Below are 22,552 nucleotides of genomic sequence, written 5' to 3' on the forward strand. Positions count from 1 at the left end.
GGCCCGTCCGTCCGCACCACTCTCAGACTGCGTGCCAGAGGCACAAGCCACGTCACGGGCGGGCGGCCGGGCCGCGCTCAAAATTGGAACCGGAGAGTCAAAGAACGAAGGTGGCTAGCCTGAGCTAGGTCACGGGTTTGAAGACGAAGCCCAGTTCTGCAGCGGAGACCCGACCCGTGCGTACTCGCCACCAGTCGACGAAGAAGCGTCGCGCCAGGGCGACGGAGATCTGTTTGCCGCGATGGGTATTGGCCTCGCGGAGTTTGTCGCGGGCCCAGATGACGCCTCGATAGTTGGGTTGGAACTTGAGCAGCCGCCAAGCGGCCTCGACACACCAGAAGCGCAGGCGAGGGGAGCCGTGTTTGTCGACGGGCCCGAGTTGCCATCGTTGGCCGGTGGAATCTTCCGATGGCGAGAGGCCGATGAAGCTGCCGGCCTTTTTGCCCGACTTGAAGCGGTGCCAGTCCAGCACCTCGCGGTCGAGGACGCCGGCCGTGATGGCGCCGACGCCGACAGGAGCCGGTGGCGCTTCCGCGATGATCTCCGCTTCGACGGCATCGAGCTGCTCCTTGATCGCGGCGGCACTGGCCGCCGCCCTTTGGAGCAACCGCGCCAAAGTGGGCGGGAGATCCGGCACGAGTTTCGGCAGCACCCGCGGTCGCCACCATTCCTTCGGCAGACGATATCCCAGGGCGAGGGCCCGGCCACGGGCCGAGCGCAGGATTTGGTGCCGGGCGTCGCTCAGCGCCTCGCGTTCCCGGGCAGGCAGGCGGTGCAGTTCTTCTTCTGGCGTGGGAATCCGCACCGGGAAGAGCAGCCCGGTCCGACCGGCGCAGTGCAGCGCCAGATCGAGAGCGAGTTGACGCGAGTCGCGCTTGTCGTTCTTGCGCCGCCGACCGTGGCGCTCGAGGGAACGCGCGCGCACGACGAGGCAGTCGGCGCCGAGGGCGATCAGTTCCCGCGCCAGCGCGAAGCCGGTCGGCCCCGACTCGTAAACGCAGTGCACGCGGAAACCGTCCTTGAGCAGCTGCGCGATACGCTTTACCAAGGTCTCCCTCGACATGCCCTGCGCTGGCTTCGGACTCTCACCCGCTACGATGAACGTCACGACCTGGCGCAGATCGGCGGCGTCGATGCCGACATATACTTCCGGACGGAAAACGGCGGTCGCAGTCGCGGCCCCCGTGGAGGTGTCACTTTCGCGAACATTCTTGCACGTGTTCGTGATCATAATGGTGGTCGGGCGGAATATGCCACACGCTGTCCCGCTCGACCACCTCATGTCCTCTCATCTTTGACGTTAGCCAAAAATATGAATAACGACCTGCTGTCCCTGTATACATATTGGTGCCGAGCCGACGCGGTGAGGGTATTCATCTATTCAGATCTTCCCACTGCCCGCGACGAGTATCCGCCGTGGCTGCTCGAAATGGGAAATATGGATTCAAAGTTTCAGCGCATCTTCGTCTGGTACGCGATGCTGTACGTGGTAGTCGAAGGCTTCCAGGAACTCCGACTACAAGATGCTCAGGTAGAAGAGCTGATCCGCAGAGAGGACTACATCAGTCAGTTGAGACGGTTTCGAAATTCCATTTTTCACTTCCAAAAGGATTTTGAGACGGAGAAGTACTGGGATTTCCTAAAAGCAAAGGAGAGCGAAATCTGGGTCCGAAAACTGAACAGCGCTTTAGAAGGGTTTTTCGAACGGGTGCTCCCAATTAATCAGCACCTAGAGATACTCAAAAGGCGTCATCTCGAGGGAAATCGGGCTAACAAGTCGCCAGAGCCAACGACCACAGCCGTCACGACTCGTGCTATCGAATCCATCTCCGAATGAAACCTCCGACCAGAAATCCGAACGCGGCACGAGTCGCGCCGGCTGTGGTCGTGGCTCATCTTTGACGTTAGGCAAAAAGCGCGCGACAGCGGTCATGCAATCTGATCCAAGTTATCTAAGCCACTGGGGAGAATTGGGCACCCTGAAGAACTGTTTGGCCGGATATTTCAATCAGGATTGGGCGCTCGATTACAAATCGGTCGAAGAAGCTTGGTACGCGATTGTCCGCGAGGGAGGAGCCGATCGCCGGCTGCGGCTACTTGAGCAGCTTGATGCATTATTGCAGCGCTCCGACTCGGACGTGCACGTGCTTTTCCGCGATACCGCCGATGGCCTCTACTTTATCGATGCGAAAGATACTCGACACTGGCTTGAAGATTTCCAGCGCTTCCTGCATTCGCATGAACCGGCCTAACAAAGCGCCAGAGCCAACGACCATGGCTGTCACGCCGCGTGCTCCTTCACCCACTTCGAAATGAAACTCTGGAATCTTGATCGTCACGAGGCACGCGGCGCGCCAGCCATGGTCGTGGCTCATCTTTGACGTTGGGCAAAAACATGTGGCCGTTCACCTCTACTTCCAAACCGAAGAGTGACGAGTATCGCAAACGCCGGTGGGGCGAGCTTTGGAAGCAGCTTGTTCCACCGACAGGCGAAGCCGAAACGTGGCAGGGCGAGATAATGCGGGTCATCGCCAATGCGGAAGATGAAGCGAATCGGAATGGTTTCGTGAATTGGGACGATGAAGATGACCGCGATATCGATCTTTTCGTCGAGCGATTGTGCGGCGATTCAACCTTTGATTCGGCCACGAAGGAGAAAGTTCGGCGCTGTGCAGCTAAGATCAAGAAGGCAGGAGGCGATACGGAACTTCCGATGCCCACGAAGGAAGACTGGGACTTCATGCACTTCCGCGCCGTAGATTGGTGCGATGCGCATCCCAAGCGGATTCCGATTCGCGAGGATCAAGGCTACGTCGGACATGAGTGAAATCGGCCCAACAAGGCGCCAGAGCCAACGCCAGTGGCCGTCATGCCGCGTGCTGACTCAGGAGTTATCGAAATGGAGCTGCAGAATCAGAAACGCACCGAAGCACGCGTCACGCCGGCCACTGGCGTGGCTCATCGTTGACGTTAGGCTCTCGGGCCGAAAGTTGAATTTTAAATACCGGTAAGAACTATTCGAATCGAAAAGGATGGAAATATGAAAGCGCCAGCCAGAAATAAACAAACGTTACGCAAGCTAGAAACTTCGCTTGAGAATTTTGATGAGCTCAAAGCACGATTCGAAGATGCAGTGAAGCGTGAGCAAGAGCTACATGCGATCGTTGATCCTGCACTAGATAAGATCGCAGCTAGTATCGATAAGGAATCTGGAGAGGTTCTTATAGCAGAAGATGTGGTGCTGCCTTTAGGAAATCCTCCATTGATATTTAAGAAGGGTGCCAGTCGAGCGGATATAAGATTTGTGCTGGATGCGCTGAAGGCAGAAATAATAAGAGCTAAGGAGGAGATGGACGCGCTCTTCAGTGAGCTTGAGTCGCGGGCCAAGCATATTCAGAACCTGTCCCGAAAAGGAGGTCTCGCCAAATGAAGGCGGAGAATCATCCGATAAAGGCCAGTTCCGGCACAGCTGGCCTATTAGTAATTGTTTTGTATTTAATTCCAGAGCAGCACCGACACAGTGACGTCGCCATATATGTCACATCGACGGTCTCACCGTTCATCGTATGGGTCCAAAACTGGTGTTGGCGTAATGGAGGCGAGTTCGCAGGCAACATGCGTGCACAATTCAACGCTTGGAAGGTGGAGCGACAGCTGAAGGGGGTTTTGGAGGATCCGTTGATCAGTAGTGATCACAAGACACAGCTTCAGACTTTATACTCTAAGTCGAAGACCGACAGCCTTGTTCATAAGATAAACAGCGTTAAGGATTCTTTGTGAGTCCGATAGCTGCACCGATTGACTAAAAGCGTAGTTTCAGATGGAACTACGCCATTCCCGAATGAAAAATGGCCTAACAAGGCGCCAGAGCCAACACCAGTGGCCGTCATGCCGCGTGCGATGTCAGGTGTTTTCGAAATGAAACTGCAGAATCAGAAACGTAGTGAAGCACGCGTCACGCCGGCCACTGGTGTGGCTCATCTTTGACGTTCGGCCCAAAACCACCGCGATGCGTTCGTTGAGCATGCAGTCGAAAAGACAGGACAGTGATCCGATCGTGTTTCGTTGGTCGCCGGTTCGAGCTTCCACCGTCGGACGTTTTGGCCTGGCTCGACTACATCGACGCGGCGCTCCGAGATGGCGCGCGGCGGAGCGTACGCGCGGTCCTAGGTTTGGTTCACGCGCCGCGCCGGTGCGAAGCCTGCTGCCGTGTTCGTTTTCCCAGCGGCGTGTTCAAGCTCGCTTCAATGGCGGCGTGTCGTTCGCTCAGCATTGCTCGAACCGTCCCTCGCCGAACAAGTCGCCAGAGCAAACGACCTTCGCCGTCACGGCTCGTGCTATCGTACGATTGATCGAAATGAAGCAGCAGAATCCAAGTCGTGATGTTGCACGAGCCGCGCCGGTGAAGGTCGTGGCTCATCTTTGACGTTAGCCAAGAAAAGCCCGGCTTGCCGACAGCGTGCTTTTAAGTACGGTCGTCCCATGAGTACCGTCCAAGAAATCGAGTGCGCGATCGAAAAGCTCTCCGAAGCCGAATTGGCGGAGATTCGCGAGTGGCTGTGGGACCGTGACATCGCACAGGATGCGAGCGCTGGTCGATTGGACACACTCGCCGATGAAGCTTTGGCAGAGCATCGAAACGGAAAGACACGCAGGTTGTGACTCACTTCGCGTCCTCTCGCTTCTGGGAGCATTATGCCAAGTTGCCAGAGGGAATTCGCGTCCGAGCGGACAAGCAGTTCGCACTGCTCAAACAGAATCCGTCGCATCCTTCGCTTCATTTTAAGAAGGTAGGAAAATTTTGGTCAGCACGCGTGAATGCTGGCATGCGTGCATTGGCAGTGGAAAGCAGCGGCGACTTGATTTGGTTCTGGATTGGTGACCATCGAGAGTATGATCGAATCATAAAATCGGGCTAACAAGGCGCCAGAGCCAACGACCTTCGCCGTCACGTCTCGTGCTACCGTACGATTGATCGAAATGAAGCAGCGAAATCCCAATTGTGATGTTGCACGAGCCGCGCCGGCGAAGGTCGTGGCTCATCTTTGACGTTAGGCAAATGAAAGCCGTCGCATACCTCACGTTTGCAGTGATCACCTTTCTGGTGCTCGCGGTCATGCACGCCATTTCATACGCACGAGACATTCCGCGGGAAGCGTTCTACGGCGCCTCGGTATCTACATTCCTCCTTTGTCTCCCACTCGTCTTGTTGTTTGTGCGCGTGAAGAAGGGAGTGCCTCAGCAGGAAGCGTGGCATCGATTCTGGGAGAGCGCATTGAAGCACTGTCCGCGATGGGTCTGGGGCAGCATGACCGTCGCCTGGTGTCTCGAGATTCTATCCTTCGTGCGACCCTTCCTTGGGCACGATTTCACGCCAGCGTCGTTTCACACAGCGTGGTTACTGATACCGGCAAGCGCGGCTTTGTCCTACGCCGTCACACTCGTGCGAAGCCCGGCACCCCGAAATGCGTGAGTTCAGGATTGAAGTCGAAAGTTTTCCCGAATGAAAAATCCGCCTAACAAGGCGCCAGCAACGGTGTTGATTAAACAAGATTAAAAGCGGGATTTTTCACGAGTCGGTTGAGGAGTATGATGAGCTTCCGCATGACGGCGGTGAGCGCGAGTTTAGCGGGTTTACCGTTTTGACGCAGGCGATGATAGAACGCTTTGAGGATGGGATTGTGAACCGTCGCGGTCAGGGCGGCCATATAGAGGACGCGGCGGAGGGCGGCGCGGCCGCCGTGGATGTGGCGCTGACCCCGGTGTTGCCCGCTATCGCGGTTCATGGGTGCGACGCCGGCGAGAGCGGCGGCCTCGTTGTCACGCAGTGTGCCGAGTTCAGGCATGAGGGCGACGACGGTGAGTGCGGTGACGCGGCCGACGCCGCAGACTTGCTGGAGGCGCTCGGTCTTGGCCGCGAGGTCGGACTGGTCGGCGACGTGGGCATCGATCAGGGCATCGAGGGTAGTGAGTTGCTTCTCAAGGTGACGCTGGCGCGCATGGGAGAGCTTGAGGAGTGCGGGGAGGCGCGCGTGTTCGCGGCGGTTGATCTCATCGGTGATGAGCGCGACGAGGTCTTGGCGCGAGCGGATGAGTTCGGCGAACTCGGGCTCACCAGGGGCGGGAGCGGGATCCGGGCGAGGCTTAAGGCGGCAGCCGTACTCGCGGATGATCGTGGCATCGAGCGAGTCGGTTTTGGCGAGGCGGCCGCAGGCACGCGCAAAGTCGCGGATCTGACGGGCATTGATGGCACTGACGGCAATACCGGCCGCATGCAGCGCGAGCACCAGTGCGCGTTCGTAGCCGCCGGTCGACTCACAGACGACATGGACGGCGCCGAGGCGCTTGAGTTCGGCGATGAGGGCGGTGTGAGCCGCTGGCGCGTTGGCGGTGGACCAGAGGCGGTCGGGAAACTGGATTGCCAGGCTGAGCTTGGCGACATCCACTCCGATATACAGGGGGCAATCTTGGGCCGACATAAAACACTCCTTCTTGTTAGGCGAGCTGACGACCTTCCGGCCGCCGCTCAGGCAACGGTTCGAGTTAAGCGGCCGGTATGCCCCGCGCCGATCATGCTAGCGCACGGAGTCACTGCTCCGAGAGCCAATCGATCTGACGCGGGGCAGGCAGTGGCGGGCTGCTACCCGCCACTGCCGTTCACCGGCCAGGAGCAGCTTGCCGATGGCCTCTGCTCCTGGCCAGTGAACCTACAAGAGCCAACGCCGGGAGCTGTCACGCCGCGTGCGACCGAAGGTGTTCCGAAATGAAGAATCCGAATCCAAAACCGAGTGAGGCACGCGGCGCGCCAGCTCCCGTCGTGGCTGTTATGAGAACTGTGTAGTCAAGCGTGGAGCGTTTGGCTTTATAGATTCATTGGTTTGGAAGCTTTCTTAGAGTTACCCCAAAACTCCCGGTTTGGTGGGATGAGTCGCGGTCTCGCCAGAGGAGGGAGAGGTGATCCGGGGCGGAAGCCGCCGGGCCTAAGCTGTTATCCGTCGCTCGCGTGGATACGAGCCGCACAAGAGGACGTGTCCAGAAGAGGGATACGGCCTGCAGGGTTTTCCCGCTGGCGAGCGCAGGCCCGTCCGTCCGCACCACTCTCAGACTGCGTGCCAGAGGCACAAGCCACGTCACGGGCGGGCGGCCGGGCCGCGCTCAAAATTGGAACCGGAGAGTCAAAGAACGAAGGTGGCTAGCCTGAGCTAGGTCACGGGTTTGAAGACGAAGCCCAGTTCTGCAGCGGAGACCCGACCCGTGCGTACTCGCCACCAGTCGACGAAGAAGCGTCGCGCCAGGGCGACGGAGATCTGTTTGCCGCGATGGGTATTGGCCTCGCGGAGTTTGTCGCGGGCCCAGATGACGCCTCGATAGTTGGGTTGGAACTTGAGCAGCCGCCAAGCGGCCTCGACACACCAGAAGCGCAGGCGAGGGGAGCCGTGTTTGTCGACGGGCCCGAGTTGCCATCGTTGGCCGGTGGAATCTTCCGATGGCGAGAGGCCGATGAAGCTGCCGGCCTTTTTGCCCGACTTGAAGCGGTGCCAGTCCAGCACCTCGCGGTCGAGGACGCCGGCCGTGATGGCGCCGACGCCGACAGGAGCCGGTGGCGCTTCCGCGATGATCTCCGCTTCGACGGCATCGAGCTGCTCCTTGATCGCGGCGGCACTGGCCGCCGCCCTTTGGAGCAACCGCGCCAAAGTGGGCGGGAGATCCGGCACGAGTTTCGGCAGCACCCGCGGTCGCCACCATTCCTTCGGCAGACGATATCCCAGGGCGAGGGCCCGGCCACGGGCCGAGCGCAGGATTTGGTGCCGGGCGTCGCTCAGCGCCTCGCGTTCCCGGGCAGGCAGGCGGTGCAGTTCTTCTTCTGGCGTGGGAATCCGCACCGGGAAGAGCAGCCCGGTCCGACCGGCGCAGTGCAGCGCCAGATCGAGAGCGAGTTGACGCGAGTCGCGCTTGTCGTTCTTGCGCCGCCGACCGTGGCGCTCGAGGGAACGCGCGCGCACGACGAGGCAGTCGGCGCCGAGGGCGATCAGTTCCCGCGCCAGCGCGAAGCCGGTCGGCCCCGACTCGTAAACGCAGTGCACGCGGAAACCGTCCTTGAGCAGCTGCGCGATACGCTTTACCAAGGTCTCCCTCGACATGCCCTGCGCTGGCTTCGGACTCTCACCCGCTACGATGAACGTCACGACCTGGCGCAGATCGGCGGCGTCGATGCCGACATATACTTCCGGACGGAAAACGGCGGTCGCAGTCGCGGCCCCCGTGGAGGTGTCACTTTCGCGAACATTCTTGCACGTGTTCGTGATCATAATGGTGGTCGGGCGGAATATGCCACACGCTGTCCCGCTCGACCACCTCATGTCCTCTCATCTTTGACGTTAGCCGGAAGAAAGACTTCGCGATGCGCAGCTCACGTGGAGATTCGCTTGGTTCGAGTGCGGTGAGATCGGTGGCTCGCTGGTGTGATAACGGAGTTTCCGAAAAGAAAGTTCGCGGTTTCAGACTTGTGGGTGTCGAAGTTGTGGTGTCGAAGCCCAGATGAGAGCGAAGCTCGCAGCTCCAGCGAAGTGGCCCGAGGTGATTTCACAGGAAAGCACGCTTTTCATCTCATGCCGCGGGTTACGTGTGCAGTCGGCTAACAAGGCGCCAGAGCCAACGCCGGGACTTGTCACGCCTCGTGCGATGGAATCTGCTTTCGAAACGAAACGGCGGAATGGAAGTAGTGATGCGGCACGAGGCGCGCCAAGTCCCGTCGTGGCTCATCTTTGACGTTGGCCAAACTGAAGGCATCGATGTGAAGCACGCAGGGCGAGGCGCTCAGTTCGGACGCCGCGAGGTGGAGTTGAGTCCTTGGAGAACGGATTCGATCCGAGGCTCGAGAGTAGATCGCTTTCGCTCCGAGGCCTCTGGGTTCGGCTGCTTCAGGGTTGAGCGTTCGATCCGATTCGCAGCCTGCGGGGTGAGCGAAATTTCGGAGTCCGAAGTTGAGTCACGGTGCAGGCACGCAATTCATCTTGGGCGGTGCGCCACGTCTGCGTTCCGGCCAACAAGGCGCCAGAGCCAACGCCGGGACTTGTCACGCCTCGTGCGATGGAATGCACTTTCGAAATGAAACGGCGGAATAGAAGTCGTGATGCGGCACGAGGCGCGCCAAGTCCCGTCGTGGCTCATCTTTGACGTTGGGCAAAGAATGAAAGCCGCAGCGATAATCACTTTTCTCCACCTCGTAATGCCCTGTGCTGTCATGGCCACCGAAAACGTTAAATCCGTAAGAAGCGAAGATCCTGAGATGTTTGCGGCCATCAAAGAAGCACGGGATTCATTTAGAAAGTTCCTCGATGCGTTCGTGGCTCCGAAGGAGAAGCAGTCAGCGTTCTTGGTTAAGATCGCATTTACCAAGGACGAAACCGTCGAGCACATCTGGCTCGCGGACCTCAATTTGAACGGGCCTAAACCGAGTGGCGTGATTGCGAATCCGCCGTTGCGCAAGGACCTCAAGTTTAAACAGCGCGTAGAGATCGATTTTACCTACCTTAGTGATTGGATGTTCATCGAAGATGGAATCCTCATCGGTGGATTCACGACTCGTCTGCTCCGAAAACGAATGACACCAGATGAGCGGCGGAAGAACGATGAAGCGTCGCCTTATCGCTTCCAGTGACCGAAAAAGATGGCCCAACAAGGCGCCAGAGCCAACGTCGGGAGCTGTCACGCCGCGTGCGACCGAAGGTGTTTCGAAATGAAGAATCAGAATCCTGTTCCGATTGAGGCACGCGGCGCGCCAGCTCCCGGCGTGGCTCATCTTTGACGTTGGGCGAAATACCGTGGCGATGCGCACATCAGGGAGCAGATGTTTCGAGGTGGCAGCTGCGGGTGATTCGGCTGCGTGGTGGAAAGTGTCGAGAGGTTTGACTACCGGAATTCCGGTAGGCGAGGGCGTTGAAGGTGAATGGTGTCCGAAGAAGACTTTCCCAGTCCACCCGATGAGAAATGGTTTTGAGGAATTCCTGGCTGTGCAGTCGATGGCGGCAGCTTTGCCCGAAGAGCCGCAGCGTTTATCGAGCCTTCAATCTGCATGTTTCTCAGATCAGTTCTCGAGCAGTTCCCAGACGCCCAACAAGGCGCCAGAGCCAACACCAGTGGCCGTCATGCCGCGTGCTGATTCAGGAGTGATCGAATTGAAACTGCAGAATCAGAAACGTAGTGAAGCACGCGTCACGCCGGCCACTGGCGTGGCTCATCTTTGACGTTGGGCAAAAAAATGAACGTGCTACTCGGACTTCTCCCATCCGTATTAGGCGCGGCGCTCGCCGTGTGGTTCATCCTTTGGATCAGAAAGCGGCGCCGCGAAGCAGGCCATCATGACGAGGAGTGCGATAGTTAGCAGCACTGAGAAAGCTGACGTGTTGCAGAAGAACTGGCTTGGGCAATTGTCCGGCGCATTACCCGATGAAGAGATGCTTTTCCGAATTTAAGAGAGCCTGCGCCTGGCGCACGAAGCGACTTGGCGAGAAGTCCAGTGCGGGCACTACCGGAATTCCGGTAGTCGAGGATATCGAACCTTTGGTCGGAATTGAAAGAGTAGGGGTGTGCGACACCTCGATTGCGGAAGTGACGGGGCGAAGCCATCTCGACTAAGGCTATGTTCTCCGAATTGGTTTGGTGACCCCACAATTGATGAGCGATACGCAGCCTAAGTTTTCATTCGCCCAGACGCCCAACAAGGCGCCAGAGCCAACACCAGTGGCCGTCATGCCGCGTGCTGACTCACGAGTTGTCGAAGTGAAACCGCGTAATCCGAAACGTAGTGAAGCACGCGTCACGCCGGCCACTGGCGTGGCTGTTATGAGAACTGTGTAGTCAAGCGTGGAGCGTTTGGCTTTATAGATTCATTGGTTTGGAAGCTTTCTTAGAGTTACCCCAAAACTCCCGGTTTGGTGGGATGAGTCGCGGTCTCGCCAGAGGAGGGAGAGGTGATCCGGGGCGGAAGCCGCCGGGCCTAAGCTGTTATCCGTCGCTCGCGTGGATACGAGCCGCACAAGAGGACGTGTCCAGAAGAGGGATACGGCCTGCAGGGTTTTCCCGCTGGCGAGCGCAGGCCCGTCCGTCCGCACCACTCTCAGACTGCGTGCCAGAGGCACAAGCCACGTCACGGGCGGGCGGCCGGGCCGCGCTCAAAATTGGAACCGGAGAGTCAAAGAACGAAGGTGGCTAGCCTGAGCTAGGTCACGGGTTTGAAGACGAAGCCCAGTTCTGCAGCGGAGACCCGACCCGTGCGTACTCGCCACCAGTCGACGAAGAAGCGTCGCGCCAGGGCGACGGAGATCTGTTTGCCGCGATGGGTATTGGCCTCGCGGAGTTTGTCGCGGGCCCAGATGACGCCTCGATAGTTGGGTTGGAACTTGAGCAGCCGCCAAGCGGCCTCGACACACCAGAAGCGCAGGCGAGGGGAGCCGTGTTTGTCGACGGGCCCGAGTTGCCATCGTTGGCCGGTGGAATCTTCCGATGGCGAGAGGCCGATGAAGCTGCCGGCCTTTTTGCCCGACTTGAAGCGGTGCCAGTCCAGCACCTCGCGGTCGAGGACGCCGGCCGTGATGGCGCCGACGCCGACAGGAGCCGGTGGCGCTTCCGCGATGATCTCCGCTTCGACGGCATCGAGCTGCTCCTTGATCGCGGCGGCACTGGCCGCCGCCCTTTGGAGCAACCGCGCCAAAGTGGGCGGGAGATCCGGCACGAGTTTCGGCAGCACCCGCGGTCGCCACCATTCCTTCGGCAGACGATATCCCAGGGCGAGGGCCCGGCCACGGGCCGAGCGCAGGATTTGGTGCCGGGCGTCGCTCAGCGCCTCGCGTTCCCGGGCAGGCAGGCGGTGCAGTTCTTCTTCTGGCGTGGGAATCCGCACCGGGAAGAGCAGCCCGGTCCGACCGGCGCAGTGCAGCGCCAGATCGAGAGCGAGTTGACGCGAGTCGCGCTTGTCGTTCTTGCGCCGCCGACCGTGGCGCTCGAGGGAACGCGCGCGCACGACGAGGCAGTCGGCGCCGAGGGCGATCAGTTCCCGCGCCAGCGCGAAGCCGGTCGGCCCCGACTCGTAAACGCAGTGCACGCGGAAACCGTCCTTGAGCAGCTGCGCGATACGCTTTACCAAGGTCTCCCTCGACATGCCCTGCGCTGGCTTCGGACTCTCACCCGCTACGATGAACGTCACGACCTGGCGCAGATCGGCGGCGTCGATGCCGACATATACTTCCGGACGGAAAACGGCGGTCGCAGTCGCGGCCCCCGTGGAGGTGTCACTTTCGCGAACATTCTTGCACGTGTTCGTGATCATAATGGTGGTCGGGCGGAATATGCCACACGCTGTCCCGCTCGACCACCTCATGTCCTCTCATCTTTGACGTTGGGCGGAATACCGTCGAGGTGCGGACGCCAGGGAGCGTGCGGAGTGCAAATGAAGCCGATAGGGCGCGAAGTCGAGTGCGTGCACTACCGGAATTCCGGTAGTCGAGAAGATCGATCGTTTTGCCGAAGTGGAAACGATCTGGGGTGTGCGACACCTCGATTCCGGAAGTGACGGGGCGAAGCCATCTCGACTCCGTCTCAATGCTTCCCTAGTTGGTTTCGTAACCCCAAATCCGATGTGCGATTCGCAAGCTCAGTCTTCATTCGCCCAGACGCCCAACAAGGCGCCAGAGCCAACACCAGTGGCCGTCATGCCGCGTGCTGACTCAGGAGTTATCGAAATGGAGCTGCAGAATCAGAAACGCACCGAAGCACGCGTCACGCCGGCCACTGGTGTGGCTCATCTTTGACGTTGGGCGGAATACGTTCGCGATGCGCACGTCAGAGAGCAGATGTTTCGGGGTGTCGGCTGCGGGTGATTCGGCTGCCTGGTGGAAAGTGTCGAGAGGTTTGACTACCGGAAATCCGGTAGGCGAGCTCGTTGAAGGTCACGAGTCGCCGAACCAGGTTGCGCCAGTCCAATCGATGAGAAAGCGCTTTGAGGATTTCGAACCTGTGCGTTTGATGGCGGCAGCTTTGCCCCAAGAGGCGCAGCGTTGTCCGAAGCTTCAATCTGCGTTTTTCCAAGTTCAGTTCTCGAGCAGTTCCCAGACGCCCAACAAGTCGCCAGAGCCAACGCCAGTGGCCGTCATGCCGCGTGCGACTTCAGGGGCGACCGAAATGAAACTGCAGAATCAGAAACGTAGTGAAGCACGCGTCACGCCGGCCACTGGCGTGGCTCATCTTTGACGTTCGGCAGAAGAATGAATCCGATGCTTCCTCACGCTAAGAGCGTTCGACCTGGCGACGACCGCGCGAAGATCAAGCGCGTGATTGTCCAACGCGCATTGTGCGGAATGGCGAACGATACGAAGTGGGATGAGTTCATCGATGCAATGCGTGCTCACGAGGGATGGAAGCCGAGTTACCGCTGCAAGTGCGTCGATGGTGCACCTTCGTCTTGGGATACCGAGTGGTTCTACCACTTGCCGTTTCCGATGATTTCAGTCGAGTGGCTGGACATCGCTTTTATCGTCGAAGAGAGAAGGAATTGGTTAGTCGCACCTGAAGTGACCGACCAGTCCGAGTGGATTGAGGCGCTCTTGAAGAAAGTCGGCCTCGATTATCGGAAAGGAAGAAGCATGATTCGCATTTTCGGGTATAGCCCGCGTAGCGAAGATCTCTTCGACGAATGAAGAAAAAGCCGAACAAGGCGCCAGAGCCAACGACCATGGCCGTCACGCCGCGTGCTACCTCACGAATACCGAAATGAAACCCCAGAATCAAAAGCGTGATGTCGCACGCGGCGCGCCAGCCACGGTCGTGGCTCATCTTTGACGTTGGGCAGAATATGAAAGCGTTCCCGATTCTACTCGGCGGGCTTCTTGCGATTGTCGTGCCTGCGTTTGCGGGAGCCCCTGAGCCGTGGTTGGCGTCGCCTCCTGTGGCAATGATCGCCAGTAGAAATATGGTCATCCCCGCGACTGACCACTACGAGGTAGTTGCCTCAATGAGAGGAAATGCCGAAAGCGAACTCCAGAAGAAGCAGTTCGTAGTTCTTTCGGAGGCCCAAGCGCGAAAGTTCACTGGCATTTACTATTCGTGCCCAAAAGGGAAGCGCCCGTTTTTGGTGCGAGCCCTCTTTGGATATGCCGGCACCGGTGCATTCTACGTCTATCGCTCGGGACGAGAAATTTGCGTGGCGCACGAATCTCTCGGGACGGAGTTTTTCTCAGCTCGAAGTGCGTTGGTGGTAAATCTAGATTCCGAGCCGACCGCGATCTATGTTAGCGTTTCGATCATCCAGTAAAAAAAGCCCAACAAGGCGCCAGAGCCAACGACCATGGCTGTCACGCCGCGTGCTACCTCATGAATCTCGAAGTGAAGCCGCAGTATCCAAATCGTCACGCCGCACGCGGCGCGCCAGCCACGGTCGTGGCTCATCTTTGACGTTAGCCAAAAAACATGCGCTTTGCTGCGTCAGCACTTCTCGGAGGAGTTACTTCGCTTCTGGTCTTCAGCGCGCTTTGGAATACGTTCGTCGTCACGCATCACGACTACGGCAGCGACTCCCGCGTATCCCAGCTTTTCGGCACTACCGTTTTCTTCAGCGCAGTTCTGTTTCCACTGATTCTTACCATTGTGTTGCTCTGTGCCTTGCTGGTCGAGTTTACGATTGTTCGAACGAAGCGGCGCGCGGTGACAGCTTGGAGGTTTTCCGCTTGGTTCCTGGGCTTTCTCGTAGCGGCATTGCTTGTTCTCGGCTCTGCAGCCCCCGAACGTCTAGTGGCAGTTGCGCTGTGTGGGGGTGCATCTGCTCTCGCCAGCGCAGCGACGTTTGCAAAGTTTGCCCCTAATTTATCGAGGAAAGAAACGGGCTAACAAGGCGCCAGAGCCAACACCAGTGGCCGTCATGCCGCGTGCGATGTCACGAGCAACCGAAATGAAACCGCAGAATCCAAAACGTAGTGAAGCACGCGTCACGCCGGCCACTGGTGTGGCTCATCTTTGACGTTAGCCAAGAAAAGCCGACGTTGACCGGAACGAACTTGTCCCCAACTTCCACGGTATGGCGCTCGCACAATTTCCTGAACTCCGAAAGTTACCCAAAGGTCAGAAGTTGAAGCTCGCGGAAGAGTTGTGGTGTGCGGCGGTCGACGATTCTGCGCCGGTTAGCGCTGAGCACCGAAGTATTCTGGATTCACGCTGGAAGGCGTATCGTGCAGGCAAGACCGAGCGAATCTCGTTGTCCGAGTTGAATCGCCGCTTGGCGCGCAAGTGAGAAGCCAGCCGGTTGAGTTTCTTTCGGTCGTAGAAAGTGACCTTCGTTACGCGTACGACTACTACGATTCCTGGCAGTCAAATGGCAGCGCGGTGTTTCGTGATCGTTTTCACGAAACGGTGTCTTGGATCGAATGGAATCCTGAGATGTTTCCGAAGAAACACAGATTTTTTCATCGGGCGATAATTCGCCGGAGTTACTTCGGTATCTTTTTCGCGGTTGAACCCGAAATCACCACGGTCGTGGCTGTTCTCGACATGCGCCGAGATCCCCGAGAAATCCGAAGAATGTTGTCAGATCGAAGTACCTCAAGCGGCTAACAAGGCGCCAGAGCCAACGACCATGGCTGTCACGCCGCGTGCTCTCTCAAGAGTTTCCGAATGAAACTCCCGACTCCAAATCGTCAGGCTGCACACGGCGCGCCAGCCACGGTCGTGGCTCATCTTTGACGTTAGCCTAAGAAAACCACGCCCACGGTGTCTTCTAATCGTATGAGAAGCTGTTTTCTCGCATTCGTTGCTATCGGTAGTCTTTTGGCTGCGCCCGCCGCTGTTGGCGCCGACACGCCGGCCAAGCACCTATCCGACATTGTCCAGGAGGCGGACTCCGTCACTATCGAGTTCTATTCTCCGTCTGGGAAAGATGAAGTAGCGTTTGCTGATAAGCAGTGGCTCGAACGTTTGGCCGGCGTGCTTGAGCGCAGCTCCTATACCGCGCAAGGTCACTGTTTCTGCACTTCCTACCCGCAGATCCACCTTTACCGAAAGAATGAGAAGATCGGTACGCTCAGCGTGCATCATGGCATAAAGCTACGCGCATATGTGAGCCGAGTTTCTGGCGACTTCTTGGTCGGTGCAGCGGTTGGCAAAGCAATCGTAGACTTGGCCATTGAAAAGAAAAAGGGCTCACAAGGCGCCAGAGCCAACGACCATGGCTGTCACGCCGCGTGCTATCTCATGAATCTCGAAATGAAACCTCCGACTCCAAATCGTCATGCCGTACGCGGCGCGCCAGCCATGGTCGTGGCTCATCTTTGACGTTCGGCAAAAATCTTGCGGACACGTTGGGTCGAATGTAAGAGGACGTCATGAACTATCAGGATCGAATCACCGTCGAGGCCGATAAGCGGGGAGGGAAGCCGTGTATCCGAGGTCTCAGAATCACGGTCTACGACGTGTTGGACTACCTTGCGGGGGGGATGACGGTTGAGGAGATTCTCGAAGATTTTCCCGATCTCACCCGTGATGATATTTTGGCCTCGATCGCTTTTGCCGCCGATCGCGAGCGGCGTCTGTTCAGTCGACCTGCCGCATGAAGTTTCTCTTCGATGAGAATCTTTCGCCGAAGCTCGTTCTATTGTTGGCGGACATTTACCCCAACAGTCTCCACGTCCGTGATGTCGGCCTCGAGAGTGCTGCTGATCCCGCCGTTTGGAAGTACGCGACTCAGCATGGAATGACGATCGTTTCCAAAGATGAAGATTTTCATCATTTGAGCTTTCTGCGTGGAGCACCCCCGAAGGTGATTGGAATACACACAGGCAATTGCTCTACGAAGATCGTTGCTCAGTTACTCCGTGATAGGCGTCCGCAGGTCATGAAATTTGATGCAGACTTGGATGCCTCATTTCTCGTGTTACCGTAGTCGCCTAGTATCAGGTTTGAAGTGCGACAATAGTATATAGGATGTTATACGATTTAAAGGTAGCCGATAGGTCGCTTCCGAGGACAGGAGCCGAAGAGCTTGCCGCAGGAAGCGACCTATCGGCGGGTGGGAAGGATGGACTGGTAGTAGACATCGTGAGGGGAGAGGAAGCCGTGGCGTTTGCGGGGGCGGTGGTTGAGCTTAGCGGCGATCAGCTCGCACTCGGCCTGAGTAAGACCGGTGAGGCAGGTGCCTTTGGGGAGGTACTGACGGACGAGCCCCTTGGTGTTTTCGTTGGTGCCGCGCTCCCAAGCGTGATGAGGATTAGCGAAGTAGACCTTCGTCCCGAGGAGGCGCTCGATATCTTTGGAGCCATGGAACTCGGAGCCGTTGTCGGTGGTGATGCTATGCACAGGGTGCAGCTCGCCGAGCAGCAGCCGGACCGCACCGCGCGTGGCTTCCTCAGCGGTTGCGCCAGGCAGTTTGGCGATGCGGATAATACCAATCGCCGTTATTAATTAGACTTTAGGTTGGCGCGCCAGCGTTTACGCCGTCGAGTAGCCAGCCGCGGCCAATCAACTCCGCGACGCGGGCGCTCTCGGTGCGCCACGGTCGCAGCGCGGCGAGCAGATGATCTTCGAGGCGGCGCAGGCTCGGATAGAGCCGATTGCAGATTCGGTCCTTCACGAGGTCACCGAGTTTCGCGACCGGGTTGAGTTCTGGGCTGTAGGGCGGCAGGGGCAGCAGTCGGACGTTCTTGGGCAACCGCGGATCCGCGACTGGCAGGTGGAAGCCGGCCTGGTCTTGGATCACGACATGCAACGCCGCCGGGTCCGTGGCGCCGAGCTGTTGAAGAAACAGCGCATGCACGTCTTGGTCGATGCACGGGGTGAACAGTAGTTCCAGGCGGTTGGCGCCATCGACTTCCAGCGCCTCGTGGAGGTAGCCCCACTGATAACGCGTCGCATACGGGGCGTGCACGCGGACCCCGCGTTGGCCCCAGACCCGACGGATCACGGGCAACAAGCCATAGCGGTGCTCATCGAGCACCCACAACCGCACCGGTTGTCCGGTGCGCGCGGCCGGACCGGCGAGCGCTTCCAGTTTCAGGGGCAGTTCGACTTTGAAGGCCGCGGCTTTCGCGGGATCCTTTTCGCATGGCTCTTGCGGGGCACTTTGAGCTTACCGCCCAACCGGCGCAGCACCTTGAGGGCACCGCTCTCACTGAGGGTTTTGCGGGTGCGCTTCTTAATCCAAGCTTGGGCGTCCTTCGCTCGCCGGAACTGCCCGGCGGCCAACCGTTCCAGGAACTCGGTTTGCACGGCCCCACGCACGGCCGGCCGGTTTCCCGGCGCCTTGCCCCGCTGCAGCAGAGCGGCCACGCCGCCGGCGACGACCTTGTCCCGATACGTGAACACCGTCTGCCGCGACACATCCGCAATCTTCATGATCTCCGCCACCGTCAGTTCGTGCTGCGCGATCAGCCGCACCACCAGCAGCCGCCGCCGCGCCCAGTCCGGCTGGGACTGCGTCCACGCCGCCTCAATCTGTGCCACCACTTCCTCGCCCAGTTTCGGTAGAGTTCTCGCCATGCCCCCGGACTGCTCCAAAGCGACCTGCTTGTATAGTCTAAATGTTAGAGGCTGTTGGTATAAGACCGCTCTTACGCTCCACCAGCGTCAGGACGCAGGCTTTGCCCTTCCCATGCACGGTGTCTCCTTCCCAGTCGCCGCACCGCAGTCGCTGCGCCACAATTTCCGGTCTGACGCCGATCATGGTTTTACCGGTGAGCCGGCCCCGACTGTCCTTCCGGCCGTAGCGTTTGCGCCGCCGCTTGCGAGCGCCTCGCAGGTGCCGCCAAAGCGTTCCGTTCCGAGCCTCGTCCGCCCAGATGTGAAGATAGATCGTCTCGTGACTCATGACCGGCCTTCCGTCCCGCTTGAACATCCCCACGACCTGTTCGGGGCTGATCTCCTGCCGCAGGTGCTCTTCCACTGCCGCAAAGTCGGACGGCCCGTATCGGCGGTTACGGCGCGAGCGGCTTCTCCGGCCGTTCGTCATCTCGACCGCGAACGAGGGTCGATACGCTCCGTCGTAGGGCGTCGCATTGCGCTTCACCTCGCGCGCAATCGTGCTCGGATGGCGTCCGAGCTCCTCGGCGATCTGCCGTGCCGAACGCCCCGCCTGCCGCAGCGCCGCGATTTGATATCTTTCCTCCGTACTCAGTTGATCATAACCCATCGGCTAGAAGTGTCGCACTTACTTCCTGAATCCAAGTGGCCCAGCAAGAAGTGAGGGCAATCTAAGCCACGGGATCCAAGCGAGTCAGCTTCCGAATCAAAATCGGGGTCTTGCCGGTGGCGAAGGTGACTCTTAGCGTTTTGATCATGTGCGCATCTTCCAAGCCAGGCACACCCGTGGCATACCTCGCAGCGCTCGCCGAGCCGCGTCGTGCCGAACTGATATCGTTGGATGCAGCGATTCGAAAAGCTGCGCCGCAGCTCAAGCGTCACATGGCCTATTCCGGAACGATGATCGGGTATGGTCTGTATCACTACAAGTATGCGAGTGGCCGGGAAGGGGATTGCCCCGTTGTGGCTCTCTCGAGTCGTGCCCAGTACATTAGTCTTTACGTGACTGGATGCCGGAATGGAGAGCACATTGCGGAAGCCGCGAAAGCAAGGCTCGGAAAAGTATCGGTGGGAAAGACGTGCATCCGGTTTAAACGTCTCACCGATCTCAATCTTGAAGCTGCGCTCGAACTGGTTCGCGAAGCTTCGGCGCTCATCAATAGTGGAAGCACGGATTTCTCGTTGTGATTATAGTTGGAAAGCCGCCCCAAAATAGCGTCCAAGGCGGCACCTTCGCGGTCACGCCGGACGTGGTCCCGGCTTGTCTCTGACGTTCGCCACCCAAACGCATCGCCACGGTCGCGCTCCTGCCGTTGCCAGACTCAGACTTCACGCGGAATTCATCGCCACTTCATGTTCGATTCACTGGACTGCGCCATCCTCACCGCCCTCAAGGCTAAACCATGAAAAGTTACTCCGCGTTATTGGTGCAGATTGCCGTTGTGCTCATCGGTATCGGCACTCTTGCCCTCATGCTATGGGAGCCTCACCTGGAGGGAAGGAACGCCCACGCCACGATTGGGGAGATTTATTTCCACGATCCGTTTTTGGCCTTTGTGTATGTGGGGTCCGCGCCGTTTTTCTTGGCGCTTCATCGGACTTTCAGCTTGTTCGGACACGTCCGGAAAACGAAGGCGTTCTCTCAGGTGACCGTTGATGCGCTGATGTTCATCAAGCATTGCGCCATAGCCATCATCGGTTTTGTGGCGGTGGCCGCGTTTCTTATCATCATTTTCGGCGACATGGAGGACCGGCCGGCGGGGATTGTCATGAGCGTTTTCGTTATTCTTGCATCGATGTTCATCGCTGCCGGGGCGGCAATGTTGGCACGCTCCCTGCAAATATCTTTGAGTCGGTCCGACGCCAGCGAGGGCTGACTGTTGGTAGAGGGCTGCGTGCAGGTCGACAACATGCCGGCGAAAAGCCGTCTCGCCGAGGGCGGGGCAAGCCAACGGCGTGGCTCAAATCTGAAGCGGGGCAAGATAGCGAGTCGTACAACGTTCCTCGCGAATTCTGAAGTCACGGGCTTCACCGACGTTCATTTCAATAGCGGCGATCGGCCGAAACATCAGACGGAAGCCGCGCGCGAGGTCGGTGTCGGGCTCATGGTTTGAGCAACGGACGGGTGTGGCTCGAAACGGTGGGAAACCTCGGCCGGTTCGTAGCGGTGGTCGCCAAGATTCGCCCATGATCGGGCAAGGGGCGCGCAGCCGAATCTACCGTCGGGTATAGAGTACGGACATGCACCTGTCGAATCACGTCGCTGTTGCGCAGTATCCCCGGAGTACCCGTCGGGTGGTGGCGGGCGCTTGGCTGTTGATCGCGGTGAAGTGCGGTCTCATCTGGTGGGCCGTCGGCCACTGGCACATGCCGTTTCATCCGCTGTGGGTGGTGGGACCGACGCTCGCGTTTGCCGGACTCGCGACCGGTTTGTGGCTGACGCATCGCGACGAGTGATCGACGCATCATTCGGGGATTGTCAGACAGAACCGGGACGCTTCTTGTCCCGCTGCGTCGCTTTGTTTGCACCCCCATCACCATGCCCAAATTTGTCATTGAACGCGAAATCCCCGGAGCCGGAAAACTGTCCCGCGAACAGTTGCAGGGCATCTCGCAAGCCTCGTGCGGCGTCCTCAGCAAGCTCGGACCCCAAATCCAGTGGGTCGAGAGCTTCGTGACCGACGACAAAGTCTACTGCATCTATATCGCCCCGAATGAGGCGATGGTGCGCGAGCACGCACGGCAGGGCGGCTTCCCCGCGAATCGCGTGTCCGAGGTGAGGGCGAAGATCGATCCGACGACGGCGGAAAAAGTCTGATCCGCCGCCGCTTCATTCGCGCTCGAGCACGCGGTTTTCAATCGGGACGTCTCCGCCGCGAATGAGCGAACCGTTGTTTCCGTCCGGTCCGTGGATTGGTTTCTATACCTATCCCGAGCAGCGGTCGCGTTACCTGATGGATCTTCTCCTGGAGTTCCAGGGTGGCGTGCTCTCCGGCGAAGGTGCCGACGGCATCGGCCTGTTTGGAATTTGCGGACGCTATCACGTCTCGCTGGGCGAATGTTCCTGGACCAAAACCTATTTCGGCAGTCACACGATTGCCTATGCCGGTTATCGGGAAAACAAGGGCATCTGGGGCACTTGGACCAATGAGGAAACGACAGGTGGCTTTCACATCTGGCCGCTCGGCGGCAACGCGCTGGCCGTGCACCGCAAGGTCGAAGTGGCAGCGCGTCCGCGACTGGCGCCCGTGCCGCTGACGCCCGCCGGCGCCCCCGCGGAAGTCGTAGTCGGAGCGGGGCGCGGCTCGCCTACGGCAGCAGTGAGTCGGCGACTCCATGGATATCGCTGAACTGACCGCCCAGGCTATGGCGTTGCGCGATCGTTTCGCTGCGGCCAATCAGGTCCGCGGCGTGCAGCCCTGGACGCGCGAGGACGTCATGCAGGGCTTCGTCGTGGATGTCGGTGACCTCATGCGGCTGGTGATGGCGCACAACGGCCGGCGTGCGGTCGACGATGCTTCCGACAAGCTGGCGCATGAACTCGCCGATTGTCTCTGGAGCGTGTTGGTGCTCGCGCAGCTCTACGGGGTCGACCTGGAAGCCGAGTTTGGACGCATGGTGACGGAGGCGTCGGCCCAGCTGGCGGGCAACACGTCCGTGAGCCGGCCGCCGTCCGAGACGCCGTGGCCGCTCACACGGCGATCACTGAAGGCGCGGGCGAGCGGGAAACGCTGTAACTTTGCGCGAAGTGCGGGGTTCTTCCTTTGCAAGGAGAACGCCCATGAAAACGCTGCTCACGCTTCTGGTCTGGCTGGTGTTGTTGGTCCTGTGCTGGCCGCTCGCGCTGCTGGCGCTGGTTGCCTGGCCGTTGATCTGGTTGCTCGCCCTTCCGTTCCGCCTTGTGGGCGTGGTGTTCGAAGGGCTCTTCGCGTTCTTGAAGGCCTTATTTCTCCTGCCGGCACGGCTCCTAGGTCTGCGGGTTTAGCAGCCGTCCGCC

29 protein-coding genes are annotated in these 22,552 nt (G+C 59.0%); 20 read left to right on the forward strand and 9 right to left on the reverse strand.

Annotation, left to right across the window (positions count from 1 at the left end; all coding sequences use genetic code 11):
- Positions 1 to 124 precede the first annotated feature (124 nt).
- On the reverse strand, positions 125 to 1,231 hold the full coding sequence (locus tag ACLJEU_RS10585; RefSeq protein WP_457795372.1) for a transposase: 1,107 nt from the start codon (positions 1,229 to 1,231) through the stop codon (positions 125 to 127).
- Between the two features lie 81 nt (positions 1,232 to 1,312).
- Here ACLJEU_RS10585 and ACLJEU_RS10590 point away from each other — a divergent pair, with 81 nt between their 5' ends.
- The 5 genes from ACLJEU_RS10590 (at position 1,313) to ACLJEU_RS10610 (ending at position 4,662) form a co-directional block, all read left to right on the forward strand.
- Entirely contained in the window at positions 1,313 to 1,837 is a 525-nt protein-coding gene (locus ACLJEU_RS10590; protein ID WP_457795377.1) for a hypothetical protein, read from the forward strand.
- 94 nt (positions 1,838 to 1,931) lie between these two features.
- Entirely contained in the window at positions 1,932 to 2,252 is a 321-nt protein-coding gene (locus ACLJEU_RS10595) for a contact-dependent growth inhibition system immunity protein (RefSeq protein WP_414665174.1), read from the forward strand.
- A gap of 143 nt (positions 2,253 to 2,395) precedes the next feature.
- On the forward strand, positions 2,396 to 2,827 hold the full coding sequence (locus ACLJEU_RS10600) for a hypothetical protein (protein ID WP_414665175.1): 432 nt from the start codon (positions 2,396 to 2,398) through the stop codon (positions 2,825 to 2,827).
- A 213-nt stretch (positions 2,828 to 3,040) separates the two neighbouring features.
- Positions 3,041 to 3,430 (forward strand): hypothetical protein, encoded by a 390-nt coding sequence (locus tag ACLJEU_RS10605; RefSeq protein ID WP_414665176.1) that lies wholly within the window; start codon positions 3,041 to 3,043, stop codon positions 3,428 to 3,430.
- 1,052 nt (positions 3,431 to 4,482) lie between these two features.
- Positions 4,483 to 4,662, forward strand: coding sequence for a hypothetical protein (locus ACLJEU_RS10610; protein ID WP_414665177.1), 180 nt, complete (start codon positions 4,483 to 4,485; stop codon positions 4,660 to 4,662).
- Positions 4,663 to 5,543: 881 nt separating this feature from the next.
- Here ACLJEU_RS10610 and ACLJEU_RS10615 read toward each other — a convergent pair.
- Together ACLJEU_RS10615 and ACLJEU_RS10620 are read right to left on the reverse strand one after the other, a co-directional pair.
- Entirely contained in the window at positions 5,544 to 6,446 is a 903-nt protein-coding gene (locus ACLJEU_RS10615; protein WP_457795378.1) for an IS110 family RNA-guided transposase, read from the reverse strand.
- 756 nt (positions 6,447 to 7,202) lie between these two features.
- Positions 7,203 to 8,309 carry a transposase gene (locus ACLJEU_RS10620; protein ID WP_457795372.1) on the reverse strand — a complete coding sequence of 369 codons (1,107 nt, stop codon included), beginning with the start codon at positions 8,307 to 8,309 and terminating at the stop codon, positions 7,203 to 7,205.
- Positions 8,310 to 9,244: 935 nt separating this feature from the next.
- On the opposite strand from ACLJEU_RS10620, the gene ACLJEU_RS10625 reads away from it, so the two are divergent.
- Positions 9,245 to 9,661: a YegJ family protein gene (locus tag ACLJEU_RS10625; protein ID WP_414665198.1), complete on the forward strand. Its 417-nt coding sequence runs from the start codon at positions 9,245 to 9,247 to the stop codon at positions 9,659 to 9,661.
- A 322-nt stretch (positions 9,662 to 9,983) separates the two neighbouring features.
- Positions 9,984 to 10,247 carry a hypothetical protein gene (locus ACLJEU_RS10630; protein WP_414665199.1) on the forward strand — a complete coding sequence of 88 codons (264 nt, stop codon included), beginning with the start codon at positions 9,984 to 9,986 and terminating at the stop codon, positions 10,245 to 10,247.
- 974 nt (positions 10,248 to 11,221) lie between these two features.
- Here the strand turns inward: ACLJEU_RS10630 and ACLJEU_RS10635 are convergent.
- On the reverse strand, positions 11,222 to 12,328 hold the full coding sequence (locus ACLJEU_RS10635; RefSeq protein ID WP_457795372.1) for a transposase: 1,107 nt from the start codon (positions 12,326 to 12,328) through the stop codon (positions 11,222 to 11,224).
- 934 nt (positions 12,329 to 13,262) lie between these two features.
- Between ACLJEU_RS10635 and ACLJEU_RS10640 the strand changes: the two genes are divergently transcribed.
- From ACLJEU_RS10640 to ACLJEU_RS10670, 7 genes are all read left to right on the forward strand, one after another.
- On the forward strand, positions 13,263 to 13,694 hold the full coding sequence (locus tag ACLJEU_RS10640) for a DUF6678 family protein (RefSeq protein WP_414665179.1): 432 nt from the start codon (positions 13,263 to 13,265) through the stop codon (positions 13,692 to 13,694).
- A gap of 155 nt (positions 13,695 to 13,849) precedes the next feature.
- Positions 13,850 to 14,308, forward strand: a complete 459-nt coding sequence (locus tag ACLJEU_RS10645; RefSeq protein ID WP_414665180.1) for a hypothetical protein — start codon at positions 13,850 to 13,852, stop codon at positions 14,306 to 14,308.
- A 155-nt stretch (positions 14,309 to 14,463) separates the two neighbouring features.
- Positions 14,464 to 14,880 carry a hypothetical protein gene (locus ACLJEU_RS10650; RefSeq protein WP_414665181.1) on the forward strand — a complete coding sequence of 139 codons (417 nt, stop codon included), beginning with the start codon at positions 14,464 to 14,466 and terminating at the stop codon, positions 14,878 to 14,880.
- Positions 14,881 to 15,067: 187 nt separating this feature from the next.
- Positions 15,068 to 15,280 carry an addiction module protein gene (locus ACLJEU_RS10655; protein ID WP_414665182.1) on the forward strand — a complete coding sequence of 71 codons (213 nt, stop codon included), beginning with the start codon at positions 15,068 to 15,070 and terminating at the stop codon, positions 15,278 to 15,280.
- A 491-nt stretch (positions 15,281 to 15,771) separates the two neighbouring features.
- Complete coding sequence (locus ACLJEU_RS10660; RefSeq protein WP_414665183.1) at positions 15,772 to 16,317, forward strand: hypothetical protein; 546 nt, start codon at positions 15,772 to 15,774, stop codon at positions 16,315 to 16,317.
- Positions 16,318 to 16,367: 50 nt separating this feature from the next.
- Positions 16,368 to 16,595: a DUF433 domain-containing protein gene (locus ACLJEU_RS10665; RefSeq protein ID WP_414665184.1), complete on the forward strand. Its 228-nt coding sequence runs from the start codon at positions 16,368 to 16,370 to the stop codon at positions 16,593 to 16,595.
- Positions 16,592 to 16,924, forward strand: a complete 333-nt coding sequence (locus tag ACLJEU_RS10670) for a DUF5615 family PIN-like protein (protein WP_414665185.1) — start codon at positions 16,592 to 16,594, stop codon at positions 16,922 to 16,924. Before ACLJEU_RS10665 ends, ACLJEU_RS10670 begins: the two co-directional genes overlap by 4 nt.
- 116 nt (positions 16,925 to 17,040) lie before the next feature.
- On the opposite strand, the gene ACLJEU_RS10675 is transcribed toward ACLJEU_RS10670, so the two are convergent.
- The 4 genes from ACLJEU_RS10675 to ACLJEU_RS10690 form a co-directional block, all read right to left on the reverse strand.
- Positions 17,041 to 17,439, reverse strand: coding sequence for an IS30 family transposase (locus ACLJEU_RS10675; RefSeq protein WP_414665186.1), 399 nt, complete (start codon positions 17,437 to 17,439; stop codon positions 17,041 to 17,043).
- Positions 17,440 to 17,449: 10 nt separating this feature from the next.
- A complete protein-coding gene (locus tag ACLJEU_RS10680; RefSeq protein ID WP_457795379.1) occupies positions 17,450 to 17,941 on the reverse strand; it encodes a transposase in 492 nt (163 codons plus the stop codon).
- Between the two features lie 89 nt (positions 17,942 to 18,030).
- Positions 18,031 to 18,516, reverse strand: coding sequence for a helix-turn-helix domain-containing protein (locus tag ACLJEU_RS10685; RefSeq protein WP_414662711.1), 486 nt, complete (start codon positions 18,514 to 18,516; stop codon positions 18,031 to 18,033).
- Between the two features lie 37 nt (positions 18,517 to 18,553).
- Positions 18,554 to 19,165 (reverse strand): IS30 family transposase, encoded by a 612-nt coding sequence (locus tag ACLJEU_RS10690; RefSeq protein WP_414665103.1) that lies wholly within the window; start codon positions 19,163 to 19,165, stop codon positions 18,554 to 18,556.
- A 176-nt stretch (positions 19,166 to 19,341) separates the two neighbouring features.
- Here ACLJEU_RS10690 and ACLJEU_RS10695 point away from each other — a divergent pair, with 176 nt between their 5' ends.
- From ACLJEU_RS10695 to ACLJEU_RS10715, 5 genes are all read left to right on the forward strand, one after another.
- A complete protein-coding gene (locus ACLJEU_RS10695) occupies positions 19,342 to 19,743 on the forward strand; it encodes a DUF1801 domain-containing protein (protein WP_414665102.1) in 402 nt (133 codons plus the stop codon).
- 215 nt (positions 19,744 to 19,958) lie between these two features.
- Positions 19,959 to 20,432, forward strand: a complete 474-nt coding sequence (locus ACLJEU_RS10700; protein WP_414665101.1) for a DUF2975 domain-containing protein — start codon at positions 19,959 to 19,961, stop codon at positions 20,430 to 20,432.
- A 364-nt stretch (positions 20,433 to 20,796) separates the two neighbouring features.
- Positions 20,797 to 21,012 carry a hypothetical protein gene (locus ACLJEU_RS10705; protein WP_414665100.1) on the forward strand — a complete coding sequence of 72 codons (216 nt, stop codon included), beginning with the start codon at positions 20,797 to 20,799 and terminating at the stop codon, positions 21,010 to 21,012.
- Between the two features lie 82 nt (positions 21,013 to 21,094).
- Entirely contained in the window at positions 21,095 to 21,373 is a 279-nt protein-coding gene (locus tag ACLJEU_RS10710) for a DUF4242 domain-containing protein (protein ID WP_414665099.1), read from the forward strand.
- Positions 21,374 to 21,434: 61 nt separating this feature from the next.
- Positions 21,435 to 21,905, forward strand: coding sequence for a hypothetical protein (locus ACLJEU_RS10715; protein ID WP_414665098.1), 471 nt, complete (start codon positions 21,435 to 21,437; stop codon positions 21,903 to 21,905).
- Here ACLJEU_RS10715 and ACLJEU_RS10720 read toward each other — a convergent pair.
- Positions 21,865 to 22,092, reverse strand: coding sequence for a hypothetical protein (locus ACLJEU_RS10720; RefSeq protein WP_414665097.1), 228 nt, complete (start codon positions 22,090 to 22,092; stop codon positions 21,865 to 21,867). The genes ACLJEU_RS10715 and ACLJEU_RS10720 overlap by 41 nt on opposite strands.
- A 244-nt stretch (positions 22,093 to 22,336) precedes the next feature.
- Here ACLJEU_RS10720 and ACLJEU_RS10725 point away from each other — a divergent pair, with 244 nt between their 5' ends.
- The gene (locus ACLJEU_RS10725; RefSeq protein ID WP_414665096.1) at positions 22,337 to 22,540 is read left to right on the forward strand and encodes a hypothetical protein; all 204 of its coding nucleotides are present in this window, start codon (positions 22,337 to 22,339) and stop codon (positions 22,538 to 22,540) included.
- The last annotated feature ends 12 nt before the right edge of the window (positions 22,541 to 22,552 follow it).

The sequence above is a fragment of the Terrisphaera buseokensis genome, assembly GCF_047521145.2.
Classification (GTDB): Bacteria; Verrucomicrobiota; Verrucomicrobiia; order Opitutales; family Opitutaceae; genus ER46.

What these genes read in the sequence shown, in the direction of transcription:
- ACLJEU_RS10585 (WP_457795372.1), bottom strand. Translation starts at nt 1,231, where the DNA reads ATGATCACGAACACGTGCAAGAATGTTCGCGAAAGTGACACCTCCACG.
- ACLJEU_RS10590 (WP_457795377.1), top strand. Translation starts at nt 1,313, where the DNA reads ATGAATAACGACCTGCTGTCCCTGTATACATATTGGTGCCGAGCCGAC.
- ACLJEU_RS10595 (WP_414665174.1), top strand. Translation starts at nt 1,932, where the DNA reads ATGCAATCTGATCCAAGTTATCTAAGCCACTGGGGAGAATTGGGCACC.
- ACLJEU_RS10600 (WP_414665175.1), top strand. Translation starts at nt 2,396, where the DNA reads ATGTGGCCGTTCACCTCTACTTCCAAACCGAAGAGTGACGAGTATCGC.
- ACLJEU_RS10605 (WP_414665176.1), top strand. Translation starts at nt 3,041, where the DNA reads ATGAAAGCGCCAGCCAGAAATAAACAAACGTTACGCAAGCTAGAAACT.
- ACLJEU_RS10610 (WP_414665177.1), top strand. Translation starts at nt 4,483, where the DNA reads ATGAGTACCGTCCAAGAAATCGAGTGCGCGATCGAAAAGCTCTCCGAA.
- ACLJEU_RS10620 (WP_457795372.1), bottom strand. Translation starts at nt 8,309, where the DNA reads ATGATCACGAACACGTGCAAGAATGTTCGCGAAAGTGACACCTCCACG.
- ACLJEU_RS10625 (WP_414665198.1), top strand. Translation starts at nt 9,245, where the DNA reads ATGGCCACCGAAAACGTTAAATCCGTAAGAAGCGAAGATCCTGAGATG.
- ACLJEU_RS10630 (WP_414665199.1), top strand. Translation starts at nt 9,984, where the DNA reads ATGAGAAATGGTTTTGAGGAATTCCTGGCTGTGCAGTCGATGGCGGCA.
- ACLJEU_RS10635 (WP_457795372.1), bottom strand. Translation starts at nt 12,328, where the DNA reads ATGATCACGAACACGTGCAAGAATGTTCGCGAAAGTGACACCTCCACG.
- ACLJEU_RS10640 (WP_414665179.1), top strand. Translation starts at nt 13,263, where the DNA reads ATGAATCCGATGCTTCCTCACGCTAAGAGCGTTCGACCTGGCGACGAC.
- ACLJEU_RS10645 (WP_414665180.1), top strand. Translation starts at nt 13,850, where the DNA reads ATGAAAGCGTTCCCGATTCTACTCGGCGGGCTTCTTGCGATTGTCGTG.
- ACLJEU_RS10650 (WP_414665181.1), top strand. Translation starts at nt 14,464, where the DNA reads ATGCGCTTTGCTGCGTCAGCACTTCTCGGAGGAGTTACTTCGCTTCTG.
- ACLJEU_RS10655 (WP_414665182.1), top strand. Translation starts at nt 15,068, where the DNA reads ATGGCGCTCGCACAATTTCCTGAACTCCGAAAGTTACCCAAAGGTCAG.
- ACLJEU_RS10660 (WP_414665183.1), top strand. Translation starts at nt 15,772, where the DNA reads ATGAGAAGCTGTTTTCTCGCATTCGTTGCTATCGGTAGTCTTTTGGCT.
- ACLJEU_RS10665 (WP_414665184.1), top strand. Translation starts at nt 16,368, where the DNA reads ATGAACTATCAGGATCGAATCACCGTCGAGGCCGATAAGCGGGGAGGG.
- ACLJEU_RS10670 (WP_414665185.1), top strand. Translation starts at nt 16,592, where the DNA reads ATGAAGTTTCTCTTCGATGAGAATCTTTCGCCGAAGCTCGTTCTATTG.
- ACLJEU_RS10685 (WP_414662711.1), bottom strand. Translation starts at nt 18,516, where the DNA reads ATGGCGAGAACTCTACCGAAACTGGGCGAGGAAGTGGTGGCACAGATT.
- ACLJEU_RS10690 (WP_414665103.1), bottom strand. Translation starts at nt 19,165, where the DNA reads ATGGGTTATGATCAACTGAGTACGGAGGAAAGATATCAAATCGCGGCG.
- ACLJEU_RS10700 (WP_414665101.1), top strand. Translation starts at nt 19,959, where the DNA reads ATGAAAAGTTACTCCGCGTTATTGGTGCAGATTGCCGTTGTGCTCATC.
- ACLJEU_RS10705 (WP_414665100.1), top strand. Translation starts at nt 20,797, where the DNA reads ATGCACCTGTCGAATCACGTCGCTGTTGCGCAGTATCCCCGGAGTACC.
- ACLJEU_RS10710 (WP_414665099.1), top strand. Translation starts at nt 21,095, where the DNA reads ATGCCCAAATTTGTCATTGAACGCGAAATCCCCGGAGCCGGAAAACTG.
- ACLJEU_RS10715 (WP_414665098.1), top strand. Translation starts at nt 21,435, where the DNA reads ATGAGCGAACCGTTGTTTCCGTCCGGTCCGTGGATTGGTTTCTATACC.
- ACLJEU_RS10720 (WP_414665097.1), bottom strand. Translation starts at nt 22,092, where the DNA reads ATGCGCCAGCTTGTCGGAAGCATCGTCGACCGCACGCCGGCCGTTGTG.
- ACLJEU_RS10725 (WP_414665096.1), top strand. Translation starts at nt 22,337, where the DNA reads ATGAAAACGCTGCTCACGCTTCTGGTCTGGCTGGTGTTGTTGGTCCTG.